23 protein-coding genes are annotated in these 26,317 nt (G+C 66.8%); 18 read left to right on the forward strand and 5 right to left on the reverse strand.

What is annotated here, in order from left to right:
• Window positions 1-148: 148 nt before the first annotated feature.
• Complete coding sequence (locus tag EDF58_RS21440) at window positions 149-922, reverse strand: class I SAM-dependent methyltransferase (RefSeq protein ID WP_132269287.1); 774 nt, start codon at window positions 920-922, stop codon at window positions 149-151.
• 80 nt (window positions 923-1,002) lie between these two features.
• Here EDF58_RS21440 and EDF58_RS21445 point away from each other — a divergent pair, with 80 nt between their 5' ends.
• From EDF58_RS21445 to EDF58_RS21460, 4 genes are all read left to right on the forward strand, one after another.
• Entirely contained in the window at window positions 1,003-1,785 is a 783-nt protein-coding gene (locus EDF58_RS21445) for a helix-turn-helix transcriptional regulator (protein WP_132269289.1), read from the forward strand.
• A 261-nt stretch (window positions 1,786-2,046) separates the two neighbouring features.
• Window positions 2,047-5,244, forward strand: a complete 3,198-nt coding sequence (locus EDF58_RS21450) for an efflux RND transporter permease subunit (RefSeq protein WP_132269291.1) — start codon at window positions 2,047-2,049, stop codon at window positions 5,242-5,244.
• Window positions 5,237-6,442 (forward strand): efflux RND transporter periplasmic adaptor subunit, encoded by a 1,206-nt coding sequence (locus EDF58_RS21455; RefSeq protein ID WP_132269292.1) that lies wholly within the window; start codon window positions 5,237-5,239, stop codon window positions 6,440-6,442. The genes EDF58_RS21450 and EDF58_RS21455 overlap by 8 nt, the downstream gene beginning before the upstream one ends.
• Window positions 6,432-7,835 carry an efflux transporter outer membrane subunit gene (locus EDF58_RS21460; protein ID WP_132269294.1) on the forward strand — a complete coding sequence of 468 codons (1,404 nt, stop codon included), beginning with the start codon at window positions 6,432-6,434 and terminating at the stop codon, window positions 7,833-7,835. The genes EDF58_RS21455 and EDF58_RS21460 overlap by 11 nt, the downstream gene beginning before the upstream one ends.
• A gap of 77 nt (window positions 7,836-7,912) precedes the next feature.
• Here the strand turns inward: EDF58_RS21460 and EDF58_RS21465 are convergent, their stop codons facing one another.
• Window positions 7,913-9,142, reverse strand: coding sequence for a glycosyl transferase (locus EDF58_RS21465; RefSeq protein WP_243654422.1), 1,230 nt, complete (start codon window positions 9,140-9,142; stop codon window positions 7,913-7,915).
• Between the two features lie 147 nt (window positions 9,143-9,289).
• On the opposite strand from EDF58_RS21465, the gene EDF58_RS21470 reads away from it, so the two are divergent.
• From EDF58_RS21470 to EDF58_RS25960, 6 genes are all read left to right on the forward strand, one after another.
• A complete protein-coding gene (locus tag EDF58_RS21470; protein WP_132269296.1) occupies window positions 9,290-9,967 on the forward strand; it encodes a response regulator transcription factor in 678 nt (225 codons plus the stop codon).
• Between the two features lie 29 nt (window positions 9,968-9,996).
• On the forward strand, window positions 9,997-11,376 hold the full coding sequence (locus tag EDF58_RS21475; RefSeq protein WP_132269298.1) for a HAMP domain-containing sensor histidine kinase: 1,380 nt from the start codon (window positions 9,997-9,999) through the stop codon (window positions 11,374-11,376).
• Window positions 11,377-11,542: 166 nt separating this feature from the next.
• Entirely contained in the window at window positions 11,543-12,271 is a 729-nt protein-coding gene (locus EDF58_RS21480; protein WP_132269299.1) for a FadR/GntR family transcriptional regulator, read from the forward strand.
• Between the two features lie 90 nt (window positions 12,272-12,361).
• Window positions 12,362-14,722, forward strand: coding sequence for a glycoside hydrolase family 127 protein (locus tag EDF58_RS21485; protein ID WP_243654423.1), 2,361 nt, complete (start codon window positions 12,362-12,364; stop codon window positions 14,720-14,722).
• A gap of 8 nt (window positions 14,723-14,730) precedes the next feature.
• Window positions 14,731-17,538 (forward strand): DUF885 family protein, encoded by a 2,808-nt coding sequence (locus EDF58_RS26710; protein WP_347812900.1) that lies wholly within the window; start codon window positions 14,731-14,733, stop codon window positions 17,536-17,538.
• 454 nt (window positions 17,539-17,992) lie between these two features.
• Window positions 17,993-18,154, forward strand: a complete 162-nt coding sequence (locus EDF58_RS25960; protein WP_165921515.1) for a hypothetical protein — start codon at window positions 17,993-17,995, stop codon at window positions 18,152-18,154.
• 31 nt (window positions 18,155-18,185) lie between these two features.
• On the opposite strand, the gene EDF58_RS21495 is transcribed toward EDF58_RS25960, so the two are convergent.
• The 3 genes from EDF58_RS21495 to EDF58_RS21505 form a co-directional block, all read right to left on the reverse strand.
• Window positions 18,186-18,452 carry a DUF2171 domain-containing protein gene (locus tag EDF58_RS21495; RefSeq protein WP_132269302.1) on the reverse strand — a complete coding sequence of 89 codons (267 nt, stop codon included), beginning with the start codon at window positions 18,450-18,452 and terminating at the stop codon, window positions 18,186-18,188.
• 146 nt (window positions 18,453-18,598) lie between these two features.
• Window positions 18,599-19,456, reverse strand: coding sequence for an oxygenase MpaB family protein (locus EDF58_RS21500; protein ID WP_207913088.1), 858 nt, complete (start codon window positions 19,454-19,456; stop codon window positions 18,599-18,601).
• Window positions 19,457-19,496: 40 nt separating this feature from the next.
• Entirely contained in the window at window positions 19,497-19,898 is a 402-nt protein-coding gene (locus tag EDF58_RS21505; RefSeq protein WP_132269304.1) for a copper resistance protein CopC, read from the reverse strand.
• A 174-nt stretch (window positions 19,899-20,072) separates the two neighbouring features.
• On the opposite strand from EDF58_RS21505, the gene EDF58_RS26435 reads away from it, so the two are divergent.
• The 8 genes from EDF58_RS26435 (at window position 20,073) to EDF58_RS25965 (ending at window position 26,314) form a co-directional block, all read left to right on the forward strand.
• Window positions 20,073-20,348, forward strand: a complete 276-nt coding sequence (locus EDF58_RS26435; RefSeq protein ID WP_132269306.1) for a hypothetical protein — start codon at window positions 20,073-20,075, stop codon at window positions 20,346-20,348.
• A 2-nt stretch (window positions 20,349-20,350) separates the two neighbouring features.
• Window positions 20,351-20,791 carry a periplasmic heavy metal sensor gene (locus EDF58_RS26440; protein WP_132269308.1) on the forward strand — a complete coding sequence of 147 codons (441 nt, stop codon included), beginning with the start codon at window positions 20,351-20,353 and terminating at the stop codon, window positions 20,789-20,791.
• A gap of 6 nt (window positions 20,792-20,797) precedes the next feature.
• Window positions 20,798-21,367, forward strand: coding sequence for an RNA polymerase sigma factor (locus tag EDF58_RS21520; protein ID WP_243654424.1), 570 nt, complete (start codon window positions 20,798-20,800; stop codon window positions 21,365-21,367).
• Between the two features lie 24 nt (window positions 21,368-21,391).
• The gene (locus tag EDF58_RS21525; RefSeq protein WP_132269309.1) at window positions 21,392-23,167 is read left to right on the forward strand and encodes a copper resistance system multicopper oxidase; all 1,776 of its coding nucleotides are present in this window, start codon (window positions 21,392-21,394) and stop codon (window positions 23,165-23,167) included.
• Window positions 23,167-24,141 (forward strand): copper resistance protein B, encoded by a 975-nt coding sequence (locus EDF58_RS21530; RefSeq protein WP_243654425.1) that lies wholly within the window; start codon window positions 23,167-23,169, stop codon window positions 24,139-24,141. The genes EDF58_RS21525 and EDF58_RS21530 overlap by 1 nt, the downstream gene beginning before the upstream one ends.
• Window positions 24,142-24,217: 76 nt before the next feature.
• On the forward strand, window positions 24,218-25,009 hold the full coding sequence (locus EDF58_RS21535) for a glucose 1-dehydrogenase (RefSeq protein ID WP_132269311.1): 792 nt from the start codon (window positions 24,218-24,220) through the stop codon (window positions 25,007-25,009).
• Between the two features lie 4 nt (window positions 25,010-25,013).
• On the forward strand, window positions 25,014-25,916 hold the full coding sequence (locus EDF58_RS21540) for a glycosidase (RefSeq protein ID WP_132269313.1): 903 nt from the start codon (window positions 25,014-25,016) through the stop codon (window positions 25,914-25,916).
• Between the two features lie 224 nt (window positions 25,917-26,140).
• Window positions 26,141-26,314: a hypothetical protein gene (locus tag EDF58_RS25965; protein WP_165921516.1), complete on the forward strand. Its 174-nt coding sequence runs from the start codon at window positions 26,141-26,143 to the stop codon at window positions 26,312-26,314.
• Window positions 26,315-26,317: the final 3 nt, after the last annotated feature.

Consider the following 26,317-nt stretch of genomic DNA (forward strand, 5'->3'; position numbering starts at 1 on the left):
GGATCGCAATGGTCTTGGTGATCCGCGCTTGCGGCCTTGCCGCGTATCGGCGACGCGGACTTCGCGCTGGCGGCCCGACGGATTGGCGATGCGGGGCGCCTTGGCAACTGCGCGCGAACGCAGGTTCGCGCGCGGAGGCTTCGGCGGCTCAGACCGCTTCGATCAGGAGCGTGTCGATGGTGAAGGAACCGTCAGGTTCGATCTCGAAGTGCGCCGATACCTCGCTGCTCGCGGCCAACTGGAGCGCGCGGATGGCGGCGGCCTGGACGGGCGGGGTCTGCATGCGGCCTGTCCAGTCGGCGAAGTCCATACGCAGGCGCGCGCTGGTCATCCGGGTGACGGCAAAGCCTGCGCCGCCCAGCATGGCCAGCCATTGCGCCGCGGAATAGTCGCGAACGTGCGAGAGATCGCGCAGCAGTTCGACTGCCTGAAGATGCGTGTCCGCCGCCGGATCGGCCGGTGCGATCACGTCCATGAATATGGCCGGGCTGTTCGGCGCGAGCACGCGGCGCGCCTCGCGCAGGCCCGCTTCCGCGCCGCGCCAGTGATGGGTCGAGAAACGGCAGGCGAGGAAGTCGAAGGTGCCGTCGGCAAAAGGCAGCGCCTCGGCAGCGGCGGGCTGAACGGCGATATTGGCGAGGCCGCGGCGCTCCGCTTCGGCGGACACCACTTCCAGCATTCTCGGCGCCAGATCGCAGGCGGTCACTTTTCCGGCATGCGGTGCCATGGCGTACCCGGCGTGACCGCCACCTGCGCCGAGGTCCAGCACATGGGCGGGCCGCGCTTCTCGCGCCCGCTCGGCAATGCGGTCGAGATCGGCGCCGGCGGCGTGGACCCTGCTGGTGACATAGGCGGCGGCCGTGGCGCCGAACTGGCGGTCCACCAGCGCATGCCGGCTGGGTTTGGTCTGGTCTTCGGTCATGGGTTTCTCCTTGCGAAGCCCCGATCGGCGCAACTATAGCCTGTTACAATGAACATTGTTATCCTGTTATAAAGGCTACCATGCGGAACGAGGAGCAAAGACGGTTGCTGGGCGCTTTCGTCCGCACGCGGCGCGAGAGCATGACACCCGAGGGACACGACCGGCGACGCCGCACACCCGGGCTGCGGCGAGAGGAGCTTGCGGCCCGCGCGGCCATCGGCACCACCTGGGTGGCCTGGATCGAGCAGGGCCGCGACGTGCGTCCCTCCGCCGAAACACTGGCGCGGCTGGCCTCCGGGCTGAGCCTGTCGGCGGCGGAGCGCGACTATCTTTTCTCTCTCGCCGGGCGGCACGATCCGGTCGATCCCTTTGCCGATGCAGGGCAGGCGGCTCCGCCGGCCATCGCCGCCCTGGTGGGGGAGATCGCGTGGCCATGCTATGCGCTCGACCCGGCATGGACGCTTTGCGCGGCGAATCCGGCGGCGCGGCAGCTGTTCGTCGGGCTGTTCGAGGACGATCCCGCGCCGAACCTGCTGCGCTATGTCTTCACGCATCCGGCCGCACGCGCGCTTCTGCCCGACTGGAACGCCCGCGCCGGACGCTTGCTCGCGGAGTTCCGGCGCGACTACAGCCACGGACTGGCAGATCCGCGCGTGCAGGGCGTGGTCCATTGGCTGCAGGAACAGAGTCCCGAGTTCCGGGAATCGTGGAACGCGCAGACGGTGCTGGCGCGGGAGGGCGGAACGCGAAGTTTTCGCCACCCCGATCGGGGCCTACTGCATTTTACCCAGCATACGCTGGCGGACGTGGAGCGTGGCGATTTCCGGGTGGTCTTCCTGCAACCCGCGGAAACGCGCGGCTGAATCGCCTCGCCACTAGGTCGGCGGCGATACGGACCAGCAACAATCATGAAATCGATTCATGAGAGTATTCCGTTCAGCGCATTTTTCTATCGCCGAGAGGGTCGTTAGGGGCTTAACTATTCCAGCAGGATTTCCCGTCCGTTTCCGCTGCCCCGGCAGAGGAGGGTCGCAGCGGCGGGGACTCAACCAAAAAATGATTCGGAGAGGAATTCGCCTGTCCGGTGCGCGTGTCCGCGTGCCGGGCGGCCTATGGAGTTCTCGATGCTAGGTATCGTCAAGACCGCGCTGCACCGCCCCCTGACATTCATCGTCATGGCCATCATCATCGCCATCGGCGGCTTGCTGGCGGCCTTCCGCACGCCGGTCGACATCTTTCCCGAAATCAAGGTGCCGGTCATCGCGGTGGCCTGGACCTATTCGGGTCTCGCCCCGCAGGACATGACGGATCGCATCATCACGCCATACGAGCGCGTGCTGACGACGACCGTCAACGATATCGAACATATCGAGAGCCAGTCGTTCCAGGGCATGGGGATCGTCAAGATCTACTTCCAGCCCGGCGCCGACATCCGCACCGCCACGGCGCAGGTCACCTCGGTTTCGCAGACGGTGCTGCGACAGATGCCGCCCGGCATCACGCCGCCGCTGATCCTGAACTACAGCGCCTCTACCGTGCCGATCCTCCAGCTGGCATTGTCCGGCGAGGGGATGACCGAGCAGCAGCTCTTCGACATCGGCCAGAACCAGATCCGCACCGGCCTCGTCACCATTCCGGGCCTCGCCATGCCGTTCCCCTCGGGCGGCCGCCAGCGCCAGGTCCAGATCGACCTCGATCCGCAGGCGCTCCAGTCCAAGGGCCTTTCCGCGGTCGACGTGGGCAATGCCATCGCCGCGCAGAACCAGATCAACCCGGCGGGCTTCGTCAAGATCGGCGCCACCCAGTATTCGGTGCGCCTGAACAACACCCCGGATTCGATCGCGGCGCTCAATGACTTGCCGGTCAAGGTCGTGAACGGCGCCACCATCTACATGCGTGACGTGGCCTTCGTGCGCGACGGCAGCGCCCAGCAGCAGAACGTCGTCCATGTGGAAGGCCGCCGCTCGGCCCTGCTGACCGTGCTCAAGAACGGCGCCACGTCCACTCTTTCGATCGTCGACGGCGTGAAGTCGGCCCTGCCCAAGATCGCCGAGACCCTGCCGGACAATCTCAAGATCCTGCCGGTGGGCGACCAGTCGCTCTTCGTGAAGGCCGCGGTCAACGGCGTGATCCACGAAGGCGCCATTGCCGCCGCGCTGACCTCGCTGATGATCCTGCTGTTCCTGGGCTCCTGGCGCTCGACGGTTATCATCGCGCTGTCGATCCCGCTGGCGGTGCTGGCCGCGATCGCCATGCTGGCGGTCTTCGGCCAGACCCTGAACGTGATGACGCTGGGCGGATTGGCACTGGCGGTGGGCATTCTCGTCGACGACGCGACCGTGACCATCGAAAACATCAACTGGCACCTCGAACAGGGCAAGGGCGTGATGGAGGCGATCCTCGACGGTGCCGCCCAGATCGTCACCCCGGCTTTCGTCTCGCTGCTCTGCATCTGCATCGTCTTCGTGCCGATGTTCTTCCTGCCGGGCGTCGCAGGCTACCTGTTCGTGCCGATGGCGCTTTCGGTGGTCTTCGCGATGATCGCCTCGTTCATCCTGTCGCGTACCCTGGTGCCGACCATGGCGATGTACCTGTTGAAGCCGCACGCCCCGCATGGCGAGAATTCGCACAATGCCGGCGCGCCGGATTCGCGCAATCCGCTGGTCCGTTTCCAGCGCGGTTTCGAAGCCCGCTTCGAGAAGCTGCGCGATGGCTATCTCGGCCTGCTGCACCGGGCGCTTCAGGGGCAGCGGACTTTCATGATCGGCTTCCTGGCGGTCGTCGTCATCTCGTTCGGACTGATGCCTTTCCTGGGTAGTAACTTCTTCCCCACCGTCGATTCCGGCCAGATCGCCATGCACGTCCGCGTGCCGGTCGGCACCCGCATCGACGAGACGGCGCTGCGCTTCGAACGCATCGGCGCGCAAGTGCGGCAGATGATCCCCGCGGCCGAAGTGGCCTCGATCACCGACAATATCGGCCTGCCGGTCAGCTCCATCAACACCGTCTACAACAACAGCGGCACCATCGGTCCGCAGGACGGCGACATGCTGATCACGCTGAACAAGGGCCATGCCCCGACCGACGGCTATGTCGAGCGGCTGCGCCGCGAACTGCCGCGCGCGTTCCCCGGCACCCAGTTCTCGTTCCTGCCCGCCGACATCACCAGCCAGATCCTGAACTTCGGTTCGCCTTCGCCGATCGACGTGCAGATCGCCGGCAAGGACCTGGCCGCCTCGCGCGTCTATGCGCGCAAGCTCATGGCCAAGCTGACGCGCATCCCCGGCCTTGCCGACATGCGCCTCCAGCAGCCGGCGAATTCGCCGCAGCTCGACGTCGACGTCGATCGCGCCCGCGCCGGTCAATATGGCCTCACCGAAAAGGACGTGACCACCAGCCTCGGCAACTCGCTGGCAGGAACCTCGCAGACCGCGCCGGTGTTCTTCGTGAATCCCGACAACGGCGTGCAATATGCCGTGGTGGCGCAGGCACCGGAATATGCGGTGGATTCCATGAGCAAGCTGTCGAACCTGCCGGTTTCAGGGGCCGCCGCCGGTACCCGCCCGCAGCCGCTCGGCGCGCTGGCCACGCTGACCCGCTCGACTACGGCCCCGGTCGTCTCGCACTACAACATCGCGCCGGTGATCGACATCTACGGCACGCCGCAGGGCCGTGACCTCGGCGCCGTGGCAGGCGACGTGCAGCGCGCGATCGACTCGCTCAAGGCCGAGGCGCCGAAGGGTTCGACGATCACCATCCGCGGCCAGTACCAGACGATGAACACCGCCTTCTCCGGCCTCGGCTGGGGGCTGCTGGCAGCGGTCGTGCTGATCTACCTGCTGATCGTGGTCAACTTCCAGTCCTGGCTCGATCCCTTCGTCATCATCACCGCGCTGCCGGCCGCCCTGGCAGGGATCGTGTGGATGCTGTTCGCCACCGGAACCACGCTGTCGGTCCCGGCCCTGACAGGCGCGATCATGTGCATGGGCGTGGCCACGGCCAACTCGATCCTGGTCGTCAGCTTCGCGCGCGAGAAGCTCGCGGAAAGCGGCGACGCGGTGAAGGCGGCCATGGAGGCGGGCCTCGTCCGCTTCCGTCCGGTGCTCATGACCGCACTGGCGATGATCATCGGCATGGGCCCCATGGCACTCGGCCTTGGCGAGGGCGGCGAGCAGAACGCTCCGCTCGGCCGCGCCGTCGTCGGCGGCCTGATCTGCGCCACTATCGCAACCCTTCTTTTCGTTCCCACCGTCTTCGCCTTCGTCCACGGCCGTCGCCGCGAGAAGGCCGCCCCCCAGGAAGTGCAGGCCGCCCATGCATGATTCGACCTCTGAACCTGCTCACCAGTCCACCGGACCGGAGAGCCGCACCCTCAAGCGCGTCGGAATCGGCGCCGCGGTGATCGCGCTGGCAGTGGTCGGCGCGGGCATCGCCAGCCGCCTGAGCGCCACGCGCGATCTGGAAGTCGTGGCAGAAGACGCCGCGGTGCCCACCGTCGCGGTCGTCTCTCCGGCCGGCGCGGCCGATGCCGGCGGCCTTGCGCTGCCCGGCACCGCGCAGGCCTTCAACAGCGCGGCGATCTATGCCCGCACCAACGGCTACGTGCGCAGCTGGCAGGCGGACATCGGCGACAAGGTGGGGGCCGGACAGACCCTGGCCGTGCTCGACGCACCGGAAGTGGACCAGCAGCTGGCGCAGGCCAAGGCCGACTATCAGACCGCGCTGGCCAACCAGCGCCTTGCCGCCACGACCTCCAAGCGCTGGAGCGCCATGCTCAAGCAGGACGCCGTCTCGCAGCAGGAAGTGGACGAGAAGGCCGGCGATCTCGCCGCCAAGACCGCGCTTGCCAATGCCGCGCTCGCCAGCGTGCGCGAGCTTGAGGCCACGCGCGGCTTCACCCGGCTCTCCGCGCCGTTCGCAGGTATCGTGACCAGCCGTTCGGCGCAGATCGGCGCGCTTGTCGTGGCCGGCAATGCCGCTGCGCAGCCGCTGTTCACCGTGTCCGACGTCCACCGCATGCGCGTCTATGTCCGCGTGCCGCAGATATACTCGGCGCAAGTCAAGCAGGGCGTCGGTGTCGACCTGAGCTTGCCCGAATATCCGGGCCGCACGTTCCCCGGCACCGTCACCCGCAGCGCCGGGGCCGTCGATGCCCAGTCCGGCGCCGTGCTCGTGGAAGTGCAGGCGGACAACAGCGAAGGCGCGCTGAAGCCGGGCGCCTTCGTCCAGGCCCACTTCGACGTGGCAGGCGGCGTGCAGGGCCTGACCCTGCCGGGCAGCACGATCCTCTACACCGACAAGGGCCCGAGCGTGGCCGTCGTCGGCGCCAACAACCGCGTGACGGTGCGCCCGGTCACCATCGCCCGCGATCTGGGCAAGACGGTGGTGGTCTCGGTCGGCGTCAAGCAGGGCGAGCGGGTGGTGGACAGCCCGCCGGATTCGATGCGCAGCGGGGACGCGGTGAAGATCCAGAAGCCTGCAGCCCCTGCCGATGCCAAGGGCGCGGCCCATGGCGGCTAGGTTCGGCGCAGCCGCTGCGCTGCTGCTTGCGGGGTGCTCGATGGCCGGGTGCTCCATGGCGCCCGACTATCACGCGCCCGAAACCGCTGCTCCGCCCGCTTTCCGCGAGGTTGCGGGCTGGTCGCAGGCCGCCCCGCGCGATGCCGAGGCCCGCGGTGACTGGTGGACGATGTTCGGCGATCCCACGCTGGACGATCTGGAAAAGCGCGCAGAGACCGCCAGCCCCACGCTGGCCGCCGCGCTCGCCCGCTACGACCAGGCCCGCGCCGCTGCCGGTGTCACCGCATCGGACCTTTATCCCACGGTCGGCGTCAGCGGCGAAGCCTCGCGCGATCGCGTCTCGGCGGGCCGGCCGCTGTCGACCGGCTCGGCACGGACCTACAACGACTATGTGGTCGGCGGCAGCCTGTCCTACGAACTCGACCTCTGGGGCCGGGTGCGCAATTCGGTGAAGGCAGCCGATGCGGAAGCGGTCGCTACCGGCGGGGATCTCGCCTCGGCGCGGCTCAGCCTGCAGGCTTCGGTGGCGGACGCCTATCTGCGTCTGCGCGGGCTGGATGCGCAGGCAGACCTGTTGAACCGCTCGGTGGAGGCGTTCGAACGGGCGCTGAAACTTACCGATACGCGCCATTCGGGCGGTATCGCCTCGGGCATCGACGTCAACCGCGCCCGCACGGTGCTCGGCAATGCCCGCGCCCAAGTCTCGGCCGTCGCCAACGAACGCGCGGCGACCGAGCATGAACTGGCCGCGCTGATCGGGCTGACGCCGGCCGAGTTCTCCCTGCCGATGCGCAGCGAGCCGCTCGACGTGCCGGGCGTTTCCGTGGGCGTGCCGTCGGAGCTGCTCCAGCGCCGTCCCGACATCGCGGCGGCAGAGCGCCGGGTCTTTGCCGCCAATGCCCGTATCGGCGTGGCGAAAGCGGCATGGTTCCCGTCGATCGGCCTCGGCGCGGCAGGGGGCTGGCAGACGACGCATGGCGATCTGCTGAAGACGCCCAACACGTTCTGGTCGCTCGGCCCGGTCTCGGCATTGCTGACGCTGTTCGACGGCGGCGCGCGCAAGTCGCAAGTGAAGATGTCGCGTGCGGAGTACGAGGAAGTGGCGGCGAACTATCGCTCCACTGTGCTGGGCGCGTTCCAGGACGTGGAGGATGCGATCGCGGCCATGCATCACCTCGAAAACCAGGCCGGCGCGCAGAGCGAGGCGGCCCAGGCGGCCAAGCGCACCAGCGAGATCGCGCTCTCGCGCTACCGCGACGGCGCGGCGGACTATCTCGAAGTGGTGACGGCGCAGACCGACGCGCTGGACGCGCAGCGTTCGTGGATCAGCGTCCAGACCTCGCGAATGCGGGCCAATGTGGCTTATGTCCGCGCCATGGGCGGGATGAGCTAGGGCTCACACCGCTCGGACGACGAATGCACTCGAAGGAAATGCGCCCGTGCCGCAAGGAACGGGCGCATTTCCTTGCATCAGGCCGCCGCGGGTTGCAGCCCGGCCGTGCGCGAGACGATATCCGCTGCAATGCGGATCGGATCCTCGCCGGCGATGAAGGGGGTGCCGTCGGGCTTCCAGTCGAGGCCGCCGATCGAATAGCGCATCCGCTCCTTCTGCCAGGCCACGTAGGCGCGGTGATCGGCGAAGGCCTGGTCGATCGCGGCGATCGGGTCGGCATCGGGCGTGACGACATCCCCGAAGTGCCACATGGCGTAGTCCTCGCAGTCCTGCCAGTCGGCGCCATGGGCATTGACGAAGAGGCAGGCGCGCGGGCGGATCAGGAACTCGTAGACCTGGCTGCTGACATCGCCCAGGTAGAGATCCGCGCCGCAGGTATACGTCATGTCGTTGCAGCGCGGAGAGCCCAGGTCGACGATCACTTGCCCCGGCACGGCCAGCGCTTCCCATTCGCGGCGCTGGCGCGCGGACCAGCGCGCGGCCATGCGGACGTGCGGCGCGACGACCAGGTTGTAGCGGCCGTCCCTGACCACGGACTCGATCAGTTTCCGGGCGAAAGCGTCGAAGGAATTGAGCTTCCTGGTGAAGTGCGGGTTGTAAAGGATCGTCTTGCGCCCGTTCGCGAAGAGCGGCGCGCGGTCGATCCCCGTTCGCAGCATCGCGGCGAGCTTGATCGGGCCGGCGGCCGTGCAGCGTTCCGGGGTGACGAGATCGGCCTCCAGCAGGCGGTCGCGGTCCTTGGCGCCGGCCACGATGACGTGGTCGAACAGCTCGAAGCGCTTCTCGAAACCGACGGCGCGGTCTCCGGCACCGTGGGGAATGTGCACGAGCAGCGGGCATTGCTTCCACAGCCGCGGCAGGATCGTCGAGGTCCGCTCGGCGCAGAGGATCAGTTCGGCATCGCGCAGCAGCGGCGACCAGTAGAGCAGGCGGGCCAGCTTGCGCGCGAAGCCCGGAACGATCGCGCCGAGTGCGGGCGGAAGGCGCATCTCCACCAGGGCCGGCAGCGGCAGCCCCATGCCGGCGGCAAGATCGCGCACTGCGCGGGCATCGGCGGCCTTGGGCACGAAGATCTTCACCGTGCCCGGATGGCGCCGCTCCAGTTCGCAGGCCACCGGGACGATATGGGGCAACTGATGCGCGCCGCCGATCGCCAGGACATGGATGAGGCCGGGCTTCGCGCCCCGCAGCGTGGTGGCGGGCGGCGGCATGGGAACGTGCGAGGGGGCTGCAATCAAAGCGGACATCCTGTCCCCATGCGCGATTTCCGTCGCGGGATGATTGCGGAAACATTTGGATTTGCCCATCTTGCCGCGCCGACCCCGCTCTCGACGGCGCGGCCTCGTGCCGGTACGAGCACGATTCCCGTCCTTAATCCCGCCCGGACCCGAACAATGCAGATACTGCTGGTCGAAGACGATGAAAGCCTGGCCGCCCATGTCGCGGCAGGGCTTCGCGAGGCCGGCCATGTCGTGGAACACTGCGCGGATGGGCGCGAGGGCCTGGTCCAGGCGACTTGCGAGATCTACGACGTGATCGTGCTGGACCGTATGCTCCCTTCGCTCGACGGGCTCAAGCTGCTGGCGGCGCTGCGGGCGACGGAGAACGCCACGCCGGTGCTGATCGTCAGTGCGCTGGGCGATGTGGACGAGCGCGTGCGTGGCCTGCGGGCGGGCGGGGACGACTACATGGCCAAGCCCTTCGCCATGTCCGAACTGCTCGCCCGGGTCGAGAGCCTGGGCAGGCGCGGCGCGGCGGTTGCGGAGCCGAGCGACCATTTGCGGGTGGCGGACCTGGAGATCGACCTTGTCGCCCATGTCGTCTCGCGCGCCGGGCGCCGGATCAACCTGACCCTGCGGGAACTGCGAATCCTGGCCTATCTGGCGCGCAATGCCGGGCGGGTGGTGACGCGGTCCATGCTGTTGGAGAACGTCTGGGACTACAATTTCGACCCCCAGACCAATATCATCGACCAGCACATCTCGAAGCTGCGGCAGAAGATCGCGCGGGAGGACGAGGCGCCGCTGATCCATACGATCAGGGGGCTCGGCTATGTCATGCGCCCCGAATGACCGCGGCCTGATACCGGGATGATGCGGCCATGACCCGCCTTTTTCGCAGCCTGTCGTTCCGTCTGGCGCTGACCTATGCGCTGCTGTTCAGCCTGTCCGTCGGCCTGCTGTTCGGCGCGGGGTACTGGTGGCGGGTGGTGCGGCCGATGGCGGACGTGCGGGCCACGGTGGAGGCCGAGGCGGGCGAGGTGGCGCGGATCTATCGCAAGTCGGGGATCGCCGCGGCCCGCGCGGCGCTGGACCGGCGCGCGCATACCGCTGCGGCGCGCGTGCCCTTTCATGTGCTGGTGGCGCCCGATGGCGAGATCGTGGTCGCCAATCTGCCGAGCTGGCCGCCGCGGCCGGCGCGGGATCTTTCGGTGATCGAGGCGGACAAGTTCGTCGACGGGTTCGAGATCGACCATTCCGCTTTCGTCCGCGATCGGGCCATGCCGGACGGCGCGCGCGTGATCGTGGGGCGCGACGTGCAGGACATCGTCGATGACGAGGACCTGCTGCGCACCGGTGCTCTCTGGATGCTCTTCGGCTCGCTGGCGCTGGGCATAACCGGCGGCTGGCTGATGAGCCAGGCCATCGGCAAGCGGATCGAGGCGGTGGTGAACACCGCGCTCCAGGTGATGGAGGGGGACTTGTCCGGCCGTGTCCCGGTGCGTGGCACGCGCGACGATTTCGACCGGCTCTGCGCGACGCTCAACCTGATGCTGTCGCGGATAGAGACCCTGTTCGAGGCGGTGCGGCGCGTGTCTGACAATGTCGCGCACGAGCTGCGCACCCCGCTGGCGCGTCTGGCGGGCAAGCTGGAAGTGCTGGAACACGATCTTGGCGAGGAGTTCAGAGGCGATCCCGCCGCGCGGCAGGCGGTGGCCGAAGCCATCGTCGAGGCCAACCGGCTGCGGGCGATCTTCGCAGCCCTGATCCGCATCTCGCGCCTGGAAGGCGGCCGGGCGACGGTGCATCTTCAGCGCACAGACGTTGTGCAACTGCTGGAAGACGTGGTGGAATTCTACCAGCCCGAGGCCGAGCGGCGCGGTATCGATCTGGTGCTCGACGCGCGGCGGCCGCTGGTGGCGGATCTCGATCTGGACATGGTGTTTCAGGCGATGTCCAACTTGCTCGACAATGCCCTGAAGCATGTGCCGGACGGTAGCCGCGTCGATGTGCGGGCCGGGCGGCAGGGCGCAGAGCTTCTGCTGGCCGTGGCAGACAACGGGCCGGGCCTGTCCCCCGCCGATCTTGCGCGGGTGACCGAGCCGTTCTACCGCGCCGAGGGTTCGGCGGGAATCCCCGGTGAAGGGCTTGGGCTAAGCATGGTCGCCGCGATCGCGCAAGTTCACGGGGCGAGGGTCGTTTTCAGCGACAATCGTCCGGGCCTGAGCGTAGTGCTGCGCTTTCCCGTCAGGCCGTTATAGCATGCCGCTGCAGGGTCATCTTCCACCCGCCATTCAACGTTCTTGATGCCTTAAAAAAATATACGATATATAATCTGTTCATTTTCAGGCTAGCCAGATCGGTTTCGATATTACAGACCAAATGCAAACGACGAGAGCGAGCATGATGGCAAACAAGAGGCCGGGCATGGAATCAGGCGAGGCCGGCGAAGCGCTTCCGCTGTTGAGCGGGCGCCTGCATCATGCAGTGGCCCAAAGACTGGCCACGCATGTCGTCAATGGCGACTATCCTCCGGGGCACGTATTCCCGGCCGAAGTGGAGCATGCCGAACTGCTCGGCGTCTCGCGCTCGGTCCTGCGCGAGGCGTTTCGCATGTTGACGGCGAAGGGCCTGGTCAGCAGCAGGCCCAAGGCGGGGACTCGCGTGAACGAGCGGCGCAAATGGAACCTGCTCGATCCCGATGTGCTCTCCTGGCAGATCCAGTGCGGCGCCAGCGACGAATTCCTGCGCGACTTGTTCGAACTGCGCATGGTGGTGGAGCCGCAAGCAGCGGAAATGGCTGCCCTGCGGCGAGACGAGCGGCAATTGCTGGACATGGCCAACGCGCTGGATTCGATGGAGCGCTATACCCTCACCAGCCCCAAGGGCCGGGCGGCGGACATCCGCTTCCACGAACTGCTGATGGAGGCCACCCGCAACGAAATGCTGCTGGCGCTGTCGAACTCGATCTCGACCGCCATCGCCTCGACGACGGCGATCAAGCACGGCATGCAGGACAGCCCGCGCGATCCCATGCCCGAGCATCACGCGCTCTATGCCCAGATCGCCGAGGGCAATCCTGCAAAGGCCCGCAAGGCGATGATCACGCTGATCGAACTCGCCCATGCCGATACCCAAGTGGCACTGCGCCGCTGAAGTCGTGACGGAATTGCTGCAAAGAAAGGATTGACTCCAGACCCCCTCGTTCTATCAATACCGTATACGATATTCGATAGGGGTTTTAAAATGCAGGCCAATCGGCGCGAATGGATGGCTGGCGTGGCGGCGCTGGCTATTTGCTCTGTCCCTCTCAAGGGCTTTGCGGCCGTCGTCGCTCCCAAGCTGCCGATCAAGGCGAAGCCGCTGCCGCTGACCGACGTGCGCCTGGCGCCGTCGGACTATGCCACGGCGGTGGAAGTCAATGTCGACTACCTGATGTCGCTCAGCCCCGATCGCTTCCTGCACAACTTCCGCAAGTACGCCGGGCTGGAGCCCAAGGCGCCGATCTACGGCGGCTGGGAATCCGATACCATCGCCGGCCATACGCTGGGCCACTACATGACCGCGCTGGTGCTGACCTGGCAGCAGACGGGCAACCCCGAATGCCGCCGCCGCGCCGACTATATCGTCGACGAACTGGCGCTGTGTCAGGCGCAGCGCACGGACGGCTACATCGGCGCGCTCGGCCGCAAGACCAAGGACGGCAAGGTCGTCGACGGGCAGGAAATCTTCCCCGAGGTCATGCGCGGCGAGATCAAGTCCGGCGGGTTCGACCTCAACGGATCGTGGTCGCCGCTCTACACCGTGCACAAGTACTTCGCCGGCCTGCTCGATATCCATTCGGCCTGGGGCAATGCCAAGGCGCTGGATGTGGTCATCGGCCTCGGCGGGTACTTCGAGAAGGTCTTCGCCGCGCTTGACGACAAGCAGATGCAGGAACTTCTGGGCTGCGAATATGGCGGGCTCAACGAAAGCTATGCCGAACTCTACGCCCAGACCGGCGACCTGCGCTGGCTCAAGGTGGCGGAACGCATCTACGACAAGAAGGTGCTCGACCCGCTGGTGGCGCAGGAGGACAAGCTCTCCAACTTCCACGCCAATACGCAGGTGCCCAAGCTGATCGGCCTGGCGCGCATCCACGAGCTGACCGGCAAGGACGAGCCGGGCCGCGCCGCCCGCTTCTTCTGGGAACGCGTGACCCAGCATCACAGCTACGTGATCGGCGGCAATGCCGACCGCGAGTATTTCTTCGAGCCCGATACCGTCGCGTTGCACCTCACGGAATCCACCTGCGAGCATTGCAACACCTACAACATGCTCAAGCTGACCCGTCAGCTCTACGCGTGGCAGCCGGACGGCGCGCTGTTCGACTATTACGAACGCGCGCACCTCAACCACGTCATGTCGGCGCAGAACCCCGAGACGGGCGGCTTCACGTACATGACCCCGATGATGAGCGGCGCCCCGCGCGGCTATTCGGGCCCGGGCGAGGAAGCCTTCTGGTGCTGCGTGGGCTCGGGCATGGAAAGCCATTCCAAGCACGGCGATTCCATCTTCTGGGAAGGCGATGATACCTTCTTCGTCAACCTCTACATCCCCTCGACCGGGCAGTGGAAGGCCAAGGGCGCGGCCTTCACCATCGCCACCGAATATCCCTTCAAGTCGGACGTGAAGATCACGCTGGACGCGGTGAAGCAGGGCAAGTTCGCCGTGGCGCTGCGCATTCCGGGCTGGTCGAACGGCAAGGCCACCATCACTGTCAACGGCGCTCCGGTGCCCGCCACGCCGGTCGGCGGCTATGCCGTGATCGACCGCCGCTGGAAGAAGGGCGACGTGATCGCGCTCAACCTGCCGCTGGAACTGCGCCTTGAAACCGCGCAGGGCTCGCAGGACGTGGTGGCCGTGGTGCGCGGCCCGATGGTCATGGCCGCCGATCTCGGCCCGGCCGAAATGGAGTTCACCGGGGTGGAGCCCGCGATGGTGGGCGACAACCCGCTGGCCGCTTTCGCGCCGATGGTCTCGGACCGTCCGCGTTATCAGACCACCGGCATCATCCGTCCGGGCGACCGCATGTTCGCGCCGTTCTACAGCCAGTACGACCGCCGCAGCGCCGTCTACTTCAAGCGCTTCACCGAAAGCGGCTGGAAGACGGAAGAAGCCGCGTTCCTGGCCGAACAGGCACGCCAGAAGGACCTCGCCGCCCGCTCGATCGACATCATGCACCTGGGCGAAATGCAGCCTGAGCGCGACCACGAGCTGACCTCGGAAATCTCCTATCCGGTCTCCTATCGTGGCCGCAATGGACGCGATGCCCGCTCAGGCGGCTTCTTCGAGTTCAAGATGAAGGTGAAGCCGGGCCCGCTGCTGCTTCAGGCGAGCTACTGGGGCAGCGAGCGTTCGCGGGTGTTCGACATCCTGGTCGATAACGTGAAGATCGCCACCCAGAAGCTCGACAACGATGCGGCGGGCAAGTTCTTCGATGTCGATTATCCGCTGCCCGAGGCGCTCACCAAGGGCAAGAGCAGCGTGAAGGTGCGCTTCGTGCCGCATGATCGCAGCTCGGCCGGTCCGGTCTTCGGCGTGCGCCTGTTTACCGAGAAGAAATGAGCCTGTCCTTGAGTGAAGACGTTGCCCTGACGATAGCCGAGGCGGACGAACTCGCCCGCACGGTGCTCGAAGCCTGGGGTCTTGCGCCCGATCATGCCGCCGCGGTCGCCCACACCATGGTGTCGGGCGAGCGGGACGGCTGCACCTCGCACGGGCTTTACCGCCTCCTCGTCGCCGCCAATTCGGTCGAGCGCGGGGTGGTGGTGCCCGATGCCGTGCCGGAAGTGAGCGAGCCTGCCCAGGCGCTGGTGCGCGTGGACGGCAAGGGCGGTTTCGCCCAGCTTCCCTTCGAGCGCGGCATGCCGCTCTTGGTCGAGAAGGCACGGAAGTTCGGCATCGCCGCCATGGCGCTGAACAATGTCGTCCACTTTGCCGCGCTCTGGCCCGAGGTCGAGGCGCTGGCCGAGCAGGGGCTCGTCGCCTTTGCCTTCACGCCAAGCCATTCCTGGGTCGCGCCTGCGGGCGGGACCAAGCCGGTGTTCGGCACCAATCCGATCGCTTTCGGCTGGCCGCGTCCAGATCGCGCGCCTTTCGTGTTCGACTTCGCCACCAGCGCGGTTGCGCGCGGCGAGATCGAACTGCACCGCCGCGCGGGCAAGGAAATCCCGCTCGACTGGGGCTATGACGCGGACGGCAATCCGTCGAGCGATGCCAAGGCCGTGCTCGACGGCGCCATGCGCACCTTCGGCGGCCACAAGGGCTCGGCGCTTGCGGCGATGGTCGAACTGCTGGCAGGTCCGCTGATCGGCGACATGACCAGCGCGGAATCGATGGCGGCCGATCAGGACCGCGGCGGCTCTCCCATCGGCGGCGAATTCATCATCGCCATCGACCCGGCGGGCTTCCTTGGCGCGGGTGTGGAGGAGCATCTGCGCCGCGCCGAAGCCATGTTCGACATGATCGAAGGGCAGGGCGCGCGCCTGCCGGGATCGCGCCGCCTGATCGCGCGCGCGCGATCCGACAAGGAGGGGCTGCGCATTCCGGCGAAGCTCCACCAGGACATTCTCGAGGTTCTCGAAAGGGGAAATGACGTGAAGAATTCGGTTGGCCGGGCCATGTTGCTGGCCGGCGCCGCTCTGGCCGCCTCGCCCTCCATGGTTGCCGCCGCTCCTGCCGCCCAGCATGCCGTGAAGCAGACCGCCGACCAGGCGTTCGAGGCGGTCTACACGGCGGAATATACCTGGCGCCAGGGCCAGTTCGCGCCCTGCGAGGACACGCCGAAGGACTGCAAGGTCACCCTGCCCGACCTCGGCCCCAAGGCGCAGGCCGAACGCCTCGCGCGCTGGGAGCAGGTGGAAGGCCAGCTTGCCGCCATCGACCAGAAGCAGCTCTCGCCCGCCAACCGCGTGAACTTTGCCGTCTACAAGGGCCAGGTCGACGCGTTCCTCGCCTCGCAGCGATTCCGCGATTACGAGAAGCCGTTCAACGCCGACACCAGCTTCTGGGGCGATCTGGCCGACTGGGCGCGCAATCCGGTCAAGGACCAGGCCGCTGCCGAGAACTACCTGGCGATGCTGCGCGAGATCCCGCGCTATTACGACCAGCAGATCGAGAACATGCGCGCGGGCTTGAAGCGCGGCTTCACCGGCCCGCAAGTGACGTTGACCGGGCGTGACAAGGGCATCGAGCTGGTGGTCCAGGCCAAGACGGCGGAAGCCTCGCCGTTCTATGAGCCGCTGCGCAAGCTGCCTTCGACGATCCCTGCCGCCGAGCAGGAAAAGCTGCGCGCCGAGGCCCGCACGCTCATTTCCGGCGGCGTCGTGCCGGCCCATGCCAAGCTGCTCACCTTCATGCGCAGTGAATACGAGGTCGGCGCGCGCAAGTCGCTGGCGGCCTACGACCTGCCGGACGGCAAGGCCTATTACCAGTCGAAGATCGCCGAGTTCGTCACGCTCGACAGGACGCCGGAGCAGATCCACCAGATCGGCCTCAGCGAAATGGCGCGCATCCGTTCGCAGATGGCCGAAGTGATGCAGCAGGTGGAGTTCAAGGGCGACCTCAAGGCGTTCCTGCACTTCCTGCGCACCGATCCGCAGTTCTATCCCAAGACCCCGAACGAGTTGCTCTATCGCGCCGCCTGGATCGCCAAGACCTTCGACGGCAAGGCGGACCAGTTCTTCGGCCACATGCCGCGCAGCCGCTTTGCCATCAAGCCGGTGCCGGACGACATCGCGCCCTTCTACACCGGCGGCCGCGGCGGTCCCGGCATCTATCTGGTCAACACCTACGACCTGCCCAGTCGCCCGTTCTATTCGCAGATCGCGCTGACCCTGCACGAATCCGCGCCGGGCCATGCCATGCAGATGCCGCTGGCGATGGAGAACAAGGACCTGCCGGCCTTCCGCCGCGACAGCTACCTCTCGGCCTACGGCGAAGGCTGGGCGCTCTATTGCGAGGCGCTGGGCGAGGACATGGGCATGTACGAAACGCCCTACGACCGCTTCGGCATGCTCAGCTACCAGGCCTGGCGCGCCTCGCGCCTGGTGGTCGATACCGGTATCCACGCCATGGGCTGGACCCGCGAGCAGGCTCAGCAATACTTGCGCGACAACACGGCGCTTTCCGATCACGAGATCGAGACCGAGGTGGACCGCTACATCTCCTGGCCTGGGCAGGCCCTGTCCTACTACATGGGCCAACTCGCCTTCGTGGACGCGCGCAAGAAGGCGGAGACCGCGCTTGGTCCCAAGTTCAATATCCGCGCCTTCCATGACGCCGTGCTGGAACTGGGCGGCGTGCCGCTGCCGCTGATCGATCAGCGCGTGGACCAGCTTATCAAGGATGGCGGCAAGGGCCCTTATCCGGACGAGGAATAAGCCGAGGACCGCCGCGCCCACCCGGCGCGGCGGTCGACTCGCAAAGATTGCCGGTCTGTTTCGCTTCGCACATGCAAAATTGCGTTTTACGCAATCTTGGGCCGTGGTCGAAGTTTTCGCGGCACCAAGCCGATTTTTTGCCGCTCAAAACCTTTAAAGCGGCGGGGTTTTATCCGGCAAAAGCATCCCCTCATTCTTCAGGAGGGGGCCGATGTGCAATCGGCAAGTGGCCTCAGGTGCCCCGGTTTGCGCCATCACGCTTGCATCAGCGTCAATTGCGGCACCTCGCCGAGAATGGCGGCGCCGGGTGCGACATCTCTACAACCGCACCGGCTTCCAATTGCGCAATATGCAACCACAAGCGAAGTGCTTGCATTTGCAGCAAGCGCAAGTTGAGATCACATAGCGGGAATGTTGCAATGCAGCACTGCGCTGCACGCTAAAGGTATTCCCGATGTTCTCGCTTGTTTCGCTCTATTTCGCCTATCGCCGTGATGTCGTCATGGCCGAACGCCACATCCCCGCGCTGGCGCAGGCCACTGCCCAGGCCGAAACGCCTGCGGCGACCGAAGCCGAAGCTCCTGCCGCCGCACGCGAACTGCCTCTCGCTGCCTGATCGCGCAGCTTGATCCGGCGTATTGCGCCGATCAGGCGCGATGATCGGAAATGGCTTCGCCGCCCTGTTCCTCTTCGAACAGGAGCGCCACGTCGCCCGCGGCCGAGAGGCGGACTTGTCCGTCCGACACCGCAGCGACCAGTCCGCCCGGGATGTAGTGGTGGTGGCTGCCGTGGGAGCCGCTGTCGGCCTTGGTCATCTTGATCCGGTCGCCCTCGACATGATCGACGGTGCCGATGTGGACGCCGTCGGCGCCGATGATTTCCATGTGTTCGGCGATTGCGCTGAGATCTGCCATGTGAACTTCCTTTTCTGTGACGAGCTTGTCGGACGCGAGCTGGTCGGACATGGAAGAAGAACGCGGGCGGAAGCGCGATATATCCCCGCCGGCCGACCGTTCGGCCCGCGCAGGGCGCCGTTCCTCGCGCGCCGCCTGCGCTGCGCTTAGCGGCTCCCCGCGAAGGCCCAGCGAATGGCGCCGGCCATGGCGCGGGTTCCGGCCAGTGCGGGAATGGCCGAGAGGCCCGGCCGCTGCAGTTCCAGCATCGTGCGGGCGAAGGGCGGCAGCAGGTCGACGGCCGCCGCGCCCAGCGCGCGCATGGCGGTGCCGGGCCGCCGTGCTCCCTCTCCCTCCAGCAGGAACGCGGCAACCTCGCGGGCTGACGCGCTGCCGCGCAGGTCCTGGCGCATTTCCGACATCAGCGCCGCCGCTTCCGCGCGATCGCGCGGGACCGGCGCGGCGCCCAGCATCTCGGCGACCACGGCGCTTTGCTCGAAATAGCGGTCCTGCTCCTCGGGTGGCATCGCGGGGTTGCCGTAGGCGAGAAAGGCTTCGAGGAAGCTGGTCGCCTCCGCCAGATGCACCCAGGCGAGCACACGCGGATCGGTGGCCGCATAAGCCGTGCCGTCTGGCAGGGTCCCCATGACGCGCGAATGGATGGCGTTCACCACCCCCACCATGCGTGCCGCCTCGTCCCGGTGGCCATAGGTGGTCACGGCGATGAAGCGCGCGGTGCGGCGCAGGCGGCCTTCCACGTCTTCCCGGAAATCGGAATGGTCCAGCACCCCCTGGAGCGCGGCCGGATGGAGCATCTGCAGCAGCAGGGCGCGCATGCCGCCCACCATCATCGCCACGACATCGGCATGCACCATGCGGATGGGGCTGTCCGGTTCGAACAGGGCATGCCGGGAGGGCACGACGGGCGTTTCGCCCTTGCTGCGATCGTTGAACACGGCGCGAACCTGCCGCACGAGCAGGTTGCGCAGGGCTTGGGTGGGCCCGGGAATCCTCAGCGCGGCCATGGGGTGACTGTGCCCCAATTCGCCGCGCCGGAACAGAGGCTCAACGCACAGTGAAGCTGTAGCTGCCCGTGGCACCGTCGCGATCGGCGCCGGCGGCATGCCAGGTCAGGAGGTAAGTGCCGGCCGGCAGGGCGCGGGGCAGAGCGGCGGCGATCCTGCGGTCTTCGACCTTCACCGGGAAGCCCTTGATCGGCATCGGCTGATGGTGGGCCATGCCGGGCATCGCGGTCATGACAAGGTCCAGTCCCGAGAGCGGCGCGTCGAGCGCTTCGGAGAACGTCAGGGTCAGGACAGTCGGCTTGGTCACGGCGGCATCGGCAGCGGGATCGGCGGCGACGAGGGCGGGGCGGGCGAATGCCGCGGGTGCCAGCCCGGCCGCGCCCAGGGCAAGGTGCAGGGCCAGGACGGATCGCAGGGAAAGCGGGAATGCAGGAAAACGCATGAAAGCTCCGATAAGGGGGCCGGGCGATGCTGCTTGCTCCGGCTTGCCTGAAACCATACGCAGGGCCTCAGCCGATCCCTTGCGCGCTCGGCAGGAATTTTTACCCGCGGCCTTCAAGGGATGCGCTACGCCCGTGCGTATCGCGAGCAGAAGGTTGGAAATGGAACCGGGCCGATGAACGAACTCGACGACATGCTGGCGCGGCTGCGCCGGGAATCCGTGCCCGCGGCGCTCGGCGGGCTGGAGGGGCCGGTCATGGCAGGCCTGGCCGCCGGACGGGAGCGACTGTCGGCGCGGCGCGGCTTCGTGCTGGCCTGCGGCGTGGCGGCGGTGGTCGGGCTCTGGGGCGGCTTGTCGATGCCGCTGGCACAGACGCAGCATCGCCATGCCCATGTCGAACCGCTGCTGGGCATGCCGGCGGCTGCTCCTTCGCACTTGCTGGCCTCCTGATCGTGCGGCAGGCCTATCGCTATGGACTTGTCGCCCTGCTGTCCTTCCTGGTGGCGCTGGCCGCCTTGTGGATCGGCCAGAAGTTGCGCGCCGATGCGCCGGACGAAAGCCGCATTCACGCCTTGCTCCACGGCGAACTCGATCTGGACGCTGGCCAGAAGCGGCGGATAGACGGATTGGAGCAGGATTTTGCCGGGCGGCGGAAGCAGCTCGAAGGCGAATTGACGGCTGCCAACGCCGATCTCGCCCGCGCCATCGCACATGAACATGCCTATGGCCCGGACGTGGAGAAAGCGGTCGACCGTTCGCACGTCGCGATGGGCGAATTGCAGAAAGCCACGCTCCGGCACGTCTTCGCCATGCGCGCGGTGCTGCGCGCCGACCAGACCGCTCGCTTCGACCGGGCCGTCGCCCAGGCATTGACCACCGCGCCGCAGGACTGACCCGGCGTGTCCGGGGCAGCCACGAAAGCGGTCCGCTGGGAGGCCGAAGCGGCCGCGGCGGCGCTGGCCGGGCGGCAGGCCGGTTTTTCCGCGCTGATGGAGGGGCACCGCGACGCGGTGTTCCGCATGGTGCGCGGCCATCTCGGCAACGAGGCCGATGCGCTCGACGTGACGCAGGAGAGCTTCGTCGCCGCCTTCCTGGCGCTGCGCCGTTACGATCCGGCACGTCCGTTTCGCGGGTGGATCCTGCGCATCGCCCTCAACAAATGCCACGACTGGGCGCGCCGGCGCAAAGTGCGGCGCTTCTTCGCTTTCGCCCTGCCGATCGAGGCGGCGACCGGCCTTGTCGACCCGGCGCCCGGCCCGGAGGAAACGCTCTCCTCCCGCCGCGCGGTGGGGCGCATTCACGCTGCCGTTGCCGCACTGCCCGATGCCCTGAAGGAGCCGTTGCTGCTCTGCGCCGTGGAGGGGCTTTCTCAGGAAGAGGCCGCCGCGATCCTGGGCATCAGCCGCAAGGCCGTGGAAACGCGGATCTACCGCGCGCGGCAGAAATTGTCGTTTCTGTCCGAGGGATAGGGCGCCGCGCCGCGTATCGGGTGCATGTCGCTCCACGATAGTCAGTTTCGCCTCCTGCTGGAACGCAGGCGTTTTCTCGCTCTCGGCGGTGCCGTGGCCGGAACGCTCGGCATGTTTCCCGCCTGGGCGCGCAGCGGTACGGCCGGACTGGCTCACGCCCGCCCGGGATCGGAAGTGCTCTCCGGAGACAGCATCGCGCTGGAGATCGGCGAGAGCCACTTCACCACCGGAGGCCGCTCTGCCCATGCCGCGACTGTGAACGGCACGCTGCCCGCGCCGCTGCTGCGCCTGCGGGAAGGCAGCAAGGTGCGGATCGCCGTCACCAATCGCCTGAAGGTGCAAAGTTCCATCCACTGGCACGGTCTGCTCGTACCGTTCCAGATGGACGGCGTTCCCGGCGTCAGCTTCCCCGGCATCGAACCGGGCGAGACTTTCCTCTACGAGTTCCCGCTCACCCATTCCGGCACGTTCTGGTACCATTCGCACTCCGGCATGCAGGAAGCCGAAGGGCTGTTCGGGCCCATCGTGATCGATCCTGTAGGCGTCGATCCGCTGGCTTGCGACCGCGAGCATGTGCTGGTGCTGTCGGACTGGAGTCCGATCCATCCGCACGAGCAGATGCGCCGGCTCAAGATGCAGGGCGGCTATTTCAACCGGCAGAGGCAGACGCTATCGGGCCTGCTCGCCGGGCGGGACCAGACCCTGGCCGAGCGGCTCGCCTGGGCGCAGATGCGGATGGATGCCACTGACATTTCGGACGTGACCGGCTCCACTTACAGCTTCCTCATCAACGGCCACGGCCATGCCGAGAACTGGACCGGGCTCTTCGCGCCGGGCGAGAGAGTGCGCCTGCGCGTCATCAATGCCTCTTCGATGACCAATTTCAATTTCCGCATTCCCGGCCTGCCGCTGACCGTGGTGGCGGCGGACGGCAATCCCGTGCAGCCGGTCGAGACCGACGAAGTCCAGATCGCCATTGCCGAGACTTACGATTTCATCGTCGAGCCGGGGACGGCCCCAAGCCATGCCATCGTGGCGGAGGCGATAGACCGTTCCGGCCTCGTCCGCGCCACGCTGGCGCAGCGGCCGGGCCTGGTGGCCGAGGCGCCGAAGCTGCGCGCCCGCCCGGTGCTCACCATGCGCGACATGGGTATGGATATGTCCGGCATGGATATGGGAGCCGGCGGCGTCATCGACCTCAGCCAGCCGGCGTCCGGCGAAATGACCGGCCACATGGAGGGTCACTCGATGTCAATGCGCGACCCGTCCGCCGCGCCGGGCGTGAAGATGGGCCCGGGGGTCGCGATGCTGTCTCCCATGCCGGTCGACCGCCTTGCCGACCGGCCGACCGGCCTGGAAACGGTGGAACACCGCGTCCTGACATATGCGCAACTGCGCGCACGCGACGCCAATCCCGATCCGCGCACGCCGAGCCGCCAGATCGACGTCCACCTCACCGCAAACATGGAGCGCTACATGTGGTCCATGGACGGCGAGGCGATGTCGGAAAACCCGGCGCCGATCCCGTTCCGTCTGGGTGAACGCGTGCGCGTCAACCTGGTCAACGACACGATGATGCCGCACCCCATCCACCTGCACGGCCATTTCTTCGAACTCGTCAGCGGAGAGCCGGGGCACCGGGCGCGCAAGCATACCGTCAACGTGCTGCCCGGCGGCAAGGTCTCCTTCGACCTCACGGCCGACGGCGAGGGAGACTGGGCCTTCCATTGCCACATGCTGCTCCACATGCACGCAGGGATGATGCGCGTCGTGACGGTACGCAGGGCGGAGGAAGCCTGATGACGAGGCGCTTCCCGATCCTTGCCGCGCTGTTGCTGCCCGGTGCCATGCTGGCGCTGCACGCGCAGGCGCAGGCGCAGGCGCAGGAAACCGATGCAACAGCACCGCAGGCCGAACGACATGCCGGAAGCGATCACGGCTCCATGGATCATGCGCAGATGGACATGAGCGCGGGTGACATGAACGGAATGGATCACGCCGCGCATGCCATGCCCAAAGTCAACGCCTCCGACGAACCGGGCGATGCTCCGCCGCCGCCGGTGCCAACCGATTTTCCCGCCGATCGCTTCTTCCCGCCTGCGCGCATGGCGGTGTCGCGTGCGGCAATGGTGAAGGAAATGACGTTCAGCACATTCGCGCTTCAGGTCGATCAGCTCGAATGGCGGTCGGGCAAGGGCGGCGACGGCTTCGGTTGGGAAGGACAGGCCTGGTACGGGGGCGATATCGACCGCGTGGTGCTGGCCAGCGAGGGTGAAGGCCTGTTCGGCGAACGGGCCGAGCGCATCGAACTGGGCGCCTATTGGCGTCATGCGCTGGACCCGTGGTTCAATCTGCAACTGGGCATGCGGCAGGACTTCCGGCCCGATCCGCGGCGCACTTACGCCTTGCTCGGCATCGAGGGACTGGCACCTTACTGGTTCGAACTGGAAGGCCAGCTGCTGGTCTCGAACAAGGGCGACATCCACGCGCGCGGCAAGGCGGGCTATACCCAGCGGATCACCCAGTCGCTGGTGCTCGAGCCCGAAGCCGAAGTGGATTTCGCCTTCCAGGACGTGCCGGAACTGAATGTGGGCGCTGGTTTCGAACGGCTCGAACTGGGCTTGCGGCTGCGCTACGAGCGCAATCGTTCCCTCGCACCCTATGTGGGCGTGAACTGGGAGCGCAAGCTGGGCGGGACTGCCGAATTCGCGCGTGCCGCGGGCGAGGGCGTCTCGGGCGTTTCGGCGGTCTTCGGCGCGCGCGCGATGTTCTGACAGGCGCCGTCGCTACTTTTTGCGCGCTGCTCGACATGGGACGGCACTCCCGGTCTTTTCAGGTGTTGCCGATTGCATGACACATCTCGGCATTCCCTTCGAAGAGACCTCGGTTGCAATCGTGACGGGCGGCGAATCCGGCATCGGCCGTGCCACCGCCCTGAAGCTGGGGAAACGCGGCGTTCCCGTGGTGCTGACTTTCTTCGAAGATGCGGAAGCGGCCGATGCCGTTGTCTCCGCCATTGCCCAGGACGGGGGCCAGGCAGCGGCAATAAAGGCGGATGTCAGCGACGAGCAGGCCGTGGAGAACCTCTTCACGATGGCCGAACAGCGGTTCGGTACCGTCGATCTCCTCATCAACTCTGCCGGTCTGAACATGTCCGGCGTCATGCTGCGGGACATGGCGCTGGCTCAGTTCGACCGGCTTGTCCGCGTCGATCTCTACGGACCTTTCCTGAGCTGCCGCCGGATGGTGCGTGCTCTGGAAGATGCGGGACGCGGGGGCCGGATCGTCAACGTGTCGTCGATCCACGAACGCGCGCCGCGTCCAGGCGGGGCGGATTACGACGCCGCCAAGGGCGGGCTGGCACAATTGACCGCCACGCTCGCGCTCGAACTGGCGCCGAAGCATATCGCGGTAAACGGCATTGCCCCCGGCATGATCCTGACGCCGATGAACCAGAGCGCGCTGGACCATCCGGACGAGTTGCAGCGAAAGGAGGCCGCGATACCCTGGGGCCGGGCCGGCACGCCGGAAGAAGTTGCCGATCTCATCCTGTTCCTGCTCTCGCCCGCCGCCGATTACATCACCGGAACGACCGTGACGATCGACGGAGCCCTGTCGCTCACCGTCGCCCAGGGAGCCTGAGCCCATGGTCGCTTATGTGGTGGAGGCGCTGGAGGATGTGACGCTCGACGTGGCGGGGCCCGAGGGGCGGCTCGCCCATTACGATCTGATGAGCCCGTTCGTCTGGACGGAAGGAGAGACATATCGAATGCTCGTCCGCGTGCTGCCAAACCCGCTGGGTCCAGCCGACCCTACCGGCGTCATCTGGGGCGGCGATTCCGACGACGGATTGCATTTCCGGATGCGCGAAACTCCGGCGATCATACCGGGGCCCAACCCCGACGACGCTGGCGGATGCGAGGACCCGACGGTCGTGCGGGGCGAGGACGGCGCCTATCTCGTTTTCTACACCGGGGTAGACGCCGCACGTCAGCAAGGCTCGCTGCTGGTGGCCAAAGGGCCGGCGGTCACGGATCTTCACGAGCAGCGAGTCATGCTCACGGCGCCGCGCGGCGAGGGCAATATCAAGGAAGCGACCCTCGCGCAGGGGACGGACGGCTGCTTCAGGCTGTTCTACGAATATGCCAAGGACAATGCCTCGCGGATCGGAATGGCGATCGGCCCGACGGTGGAGGGGCCTTGGACCGTGGTGGAGGACCCCTTTTCGATCCGTGAAGAGGGCTGGGACAACTGGCACTTGTCGACCGGCCCGATCGTTCAGCAGGACGGGCGCGACCCGGTGATGTTCTACAACGGCGCCACGATGGACGCCCGGTGGCGGATCGGCTGGATCAGTTTCTCCCCCGACTTCGGCAAAGTGACCGGACGCGGCCTCGAACCGCTCATCATGCCGCCTCCGGCAAGGAGCCGCGATGCGACCGACATCGCCTTCGCGGCCTCCTGCCTCGTGATCGGGGACGATATCTGGCTGTACTACTCGCTGGAGGACAAGATCTTGCGGCGGGCCCTGGTTCGCAGCTGTCTCTAGGATCATGCCGGAACCGCGCACCTGACCGGATGTTCGCAGCCCTCATCTCGCGCTGGCAGGGCGCTCTGGCGCTGGAAGTTCCTGACCGTCGGACAGGGACGTTGCGGCGGGATAGTGCCCGATCCTTGCCCCCTTGCGCGCCGCGCGCTTAGTCCGCGGTCGCCAGCAATTTGGCGAGCAGCACGCTGAGCTGCACTTGTTCAAACGCATCGAGGCCGCTGACGATGGCGTGCTGGTTGGCTGCCTTCCTGCCCCTCATCGCGGGCGTGCTGCGCCAGCACCTTGCCGACTTGACCCCCGCATGGTGGCTGATGGCCACCTTGTGCCTCGGCCTCGCGCTCATGACCGTCCGGCTGCGGCCGGGCACGCACGTCACCGGAGCCCTCGAACCCTGTTAGCCG

Source organism: Novosphingobium sp. PhB57 (assembly GCF_004342985.1).
Lineage (GTDB): Bacteria > Pseudomonadota > Alphaproteobacteria > Sphingomonadales > Sphingomonadaceae > Novosphingobium.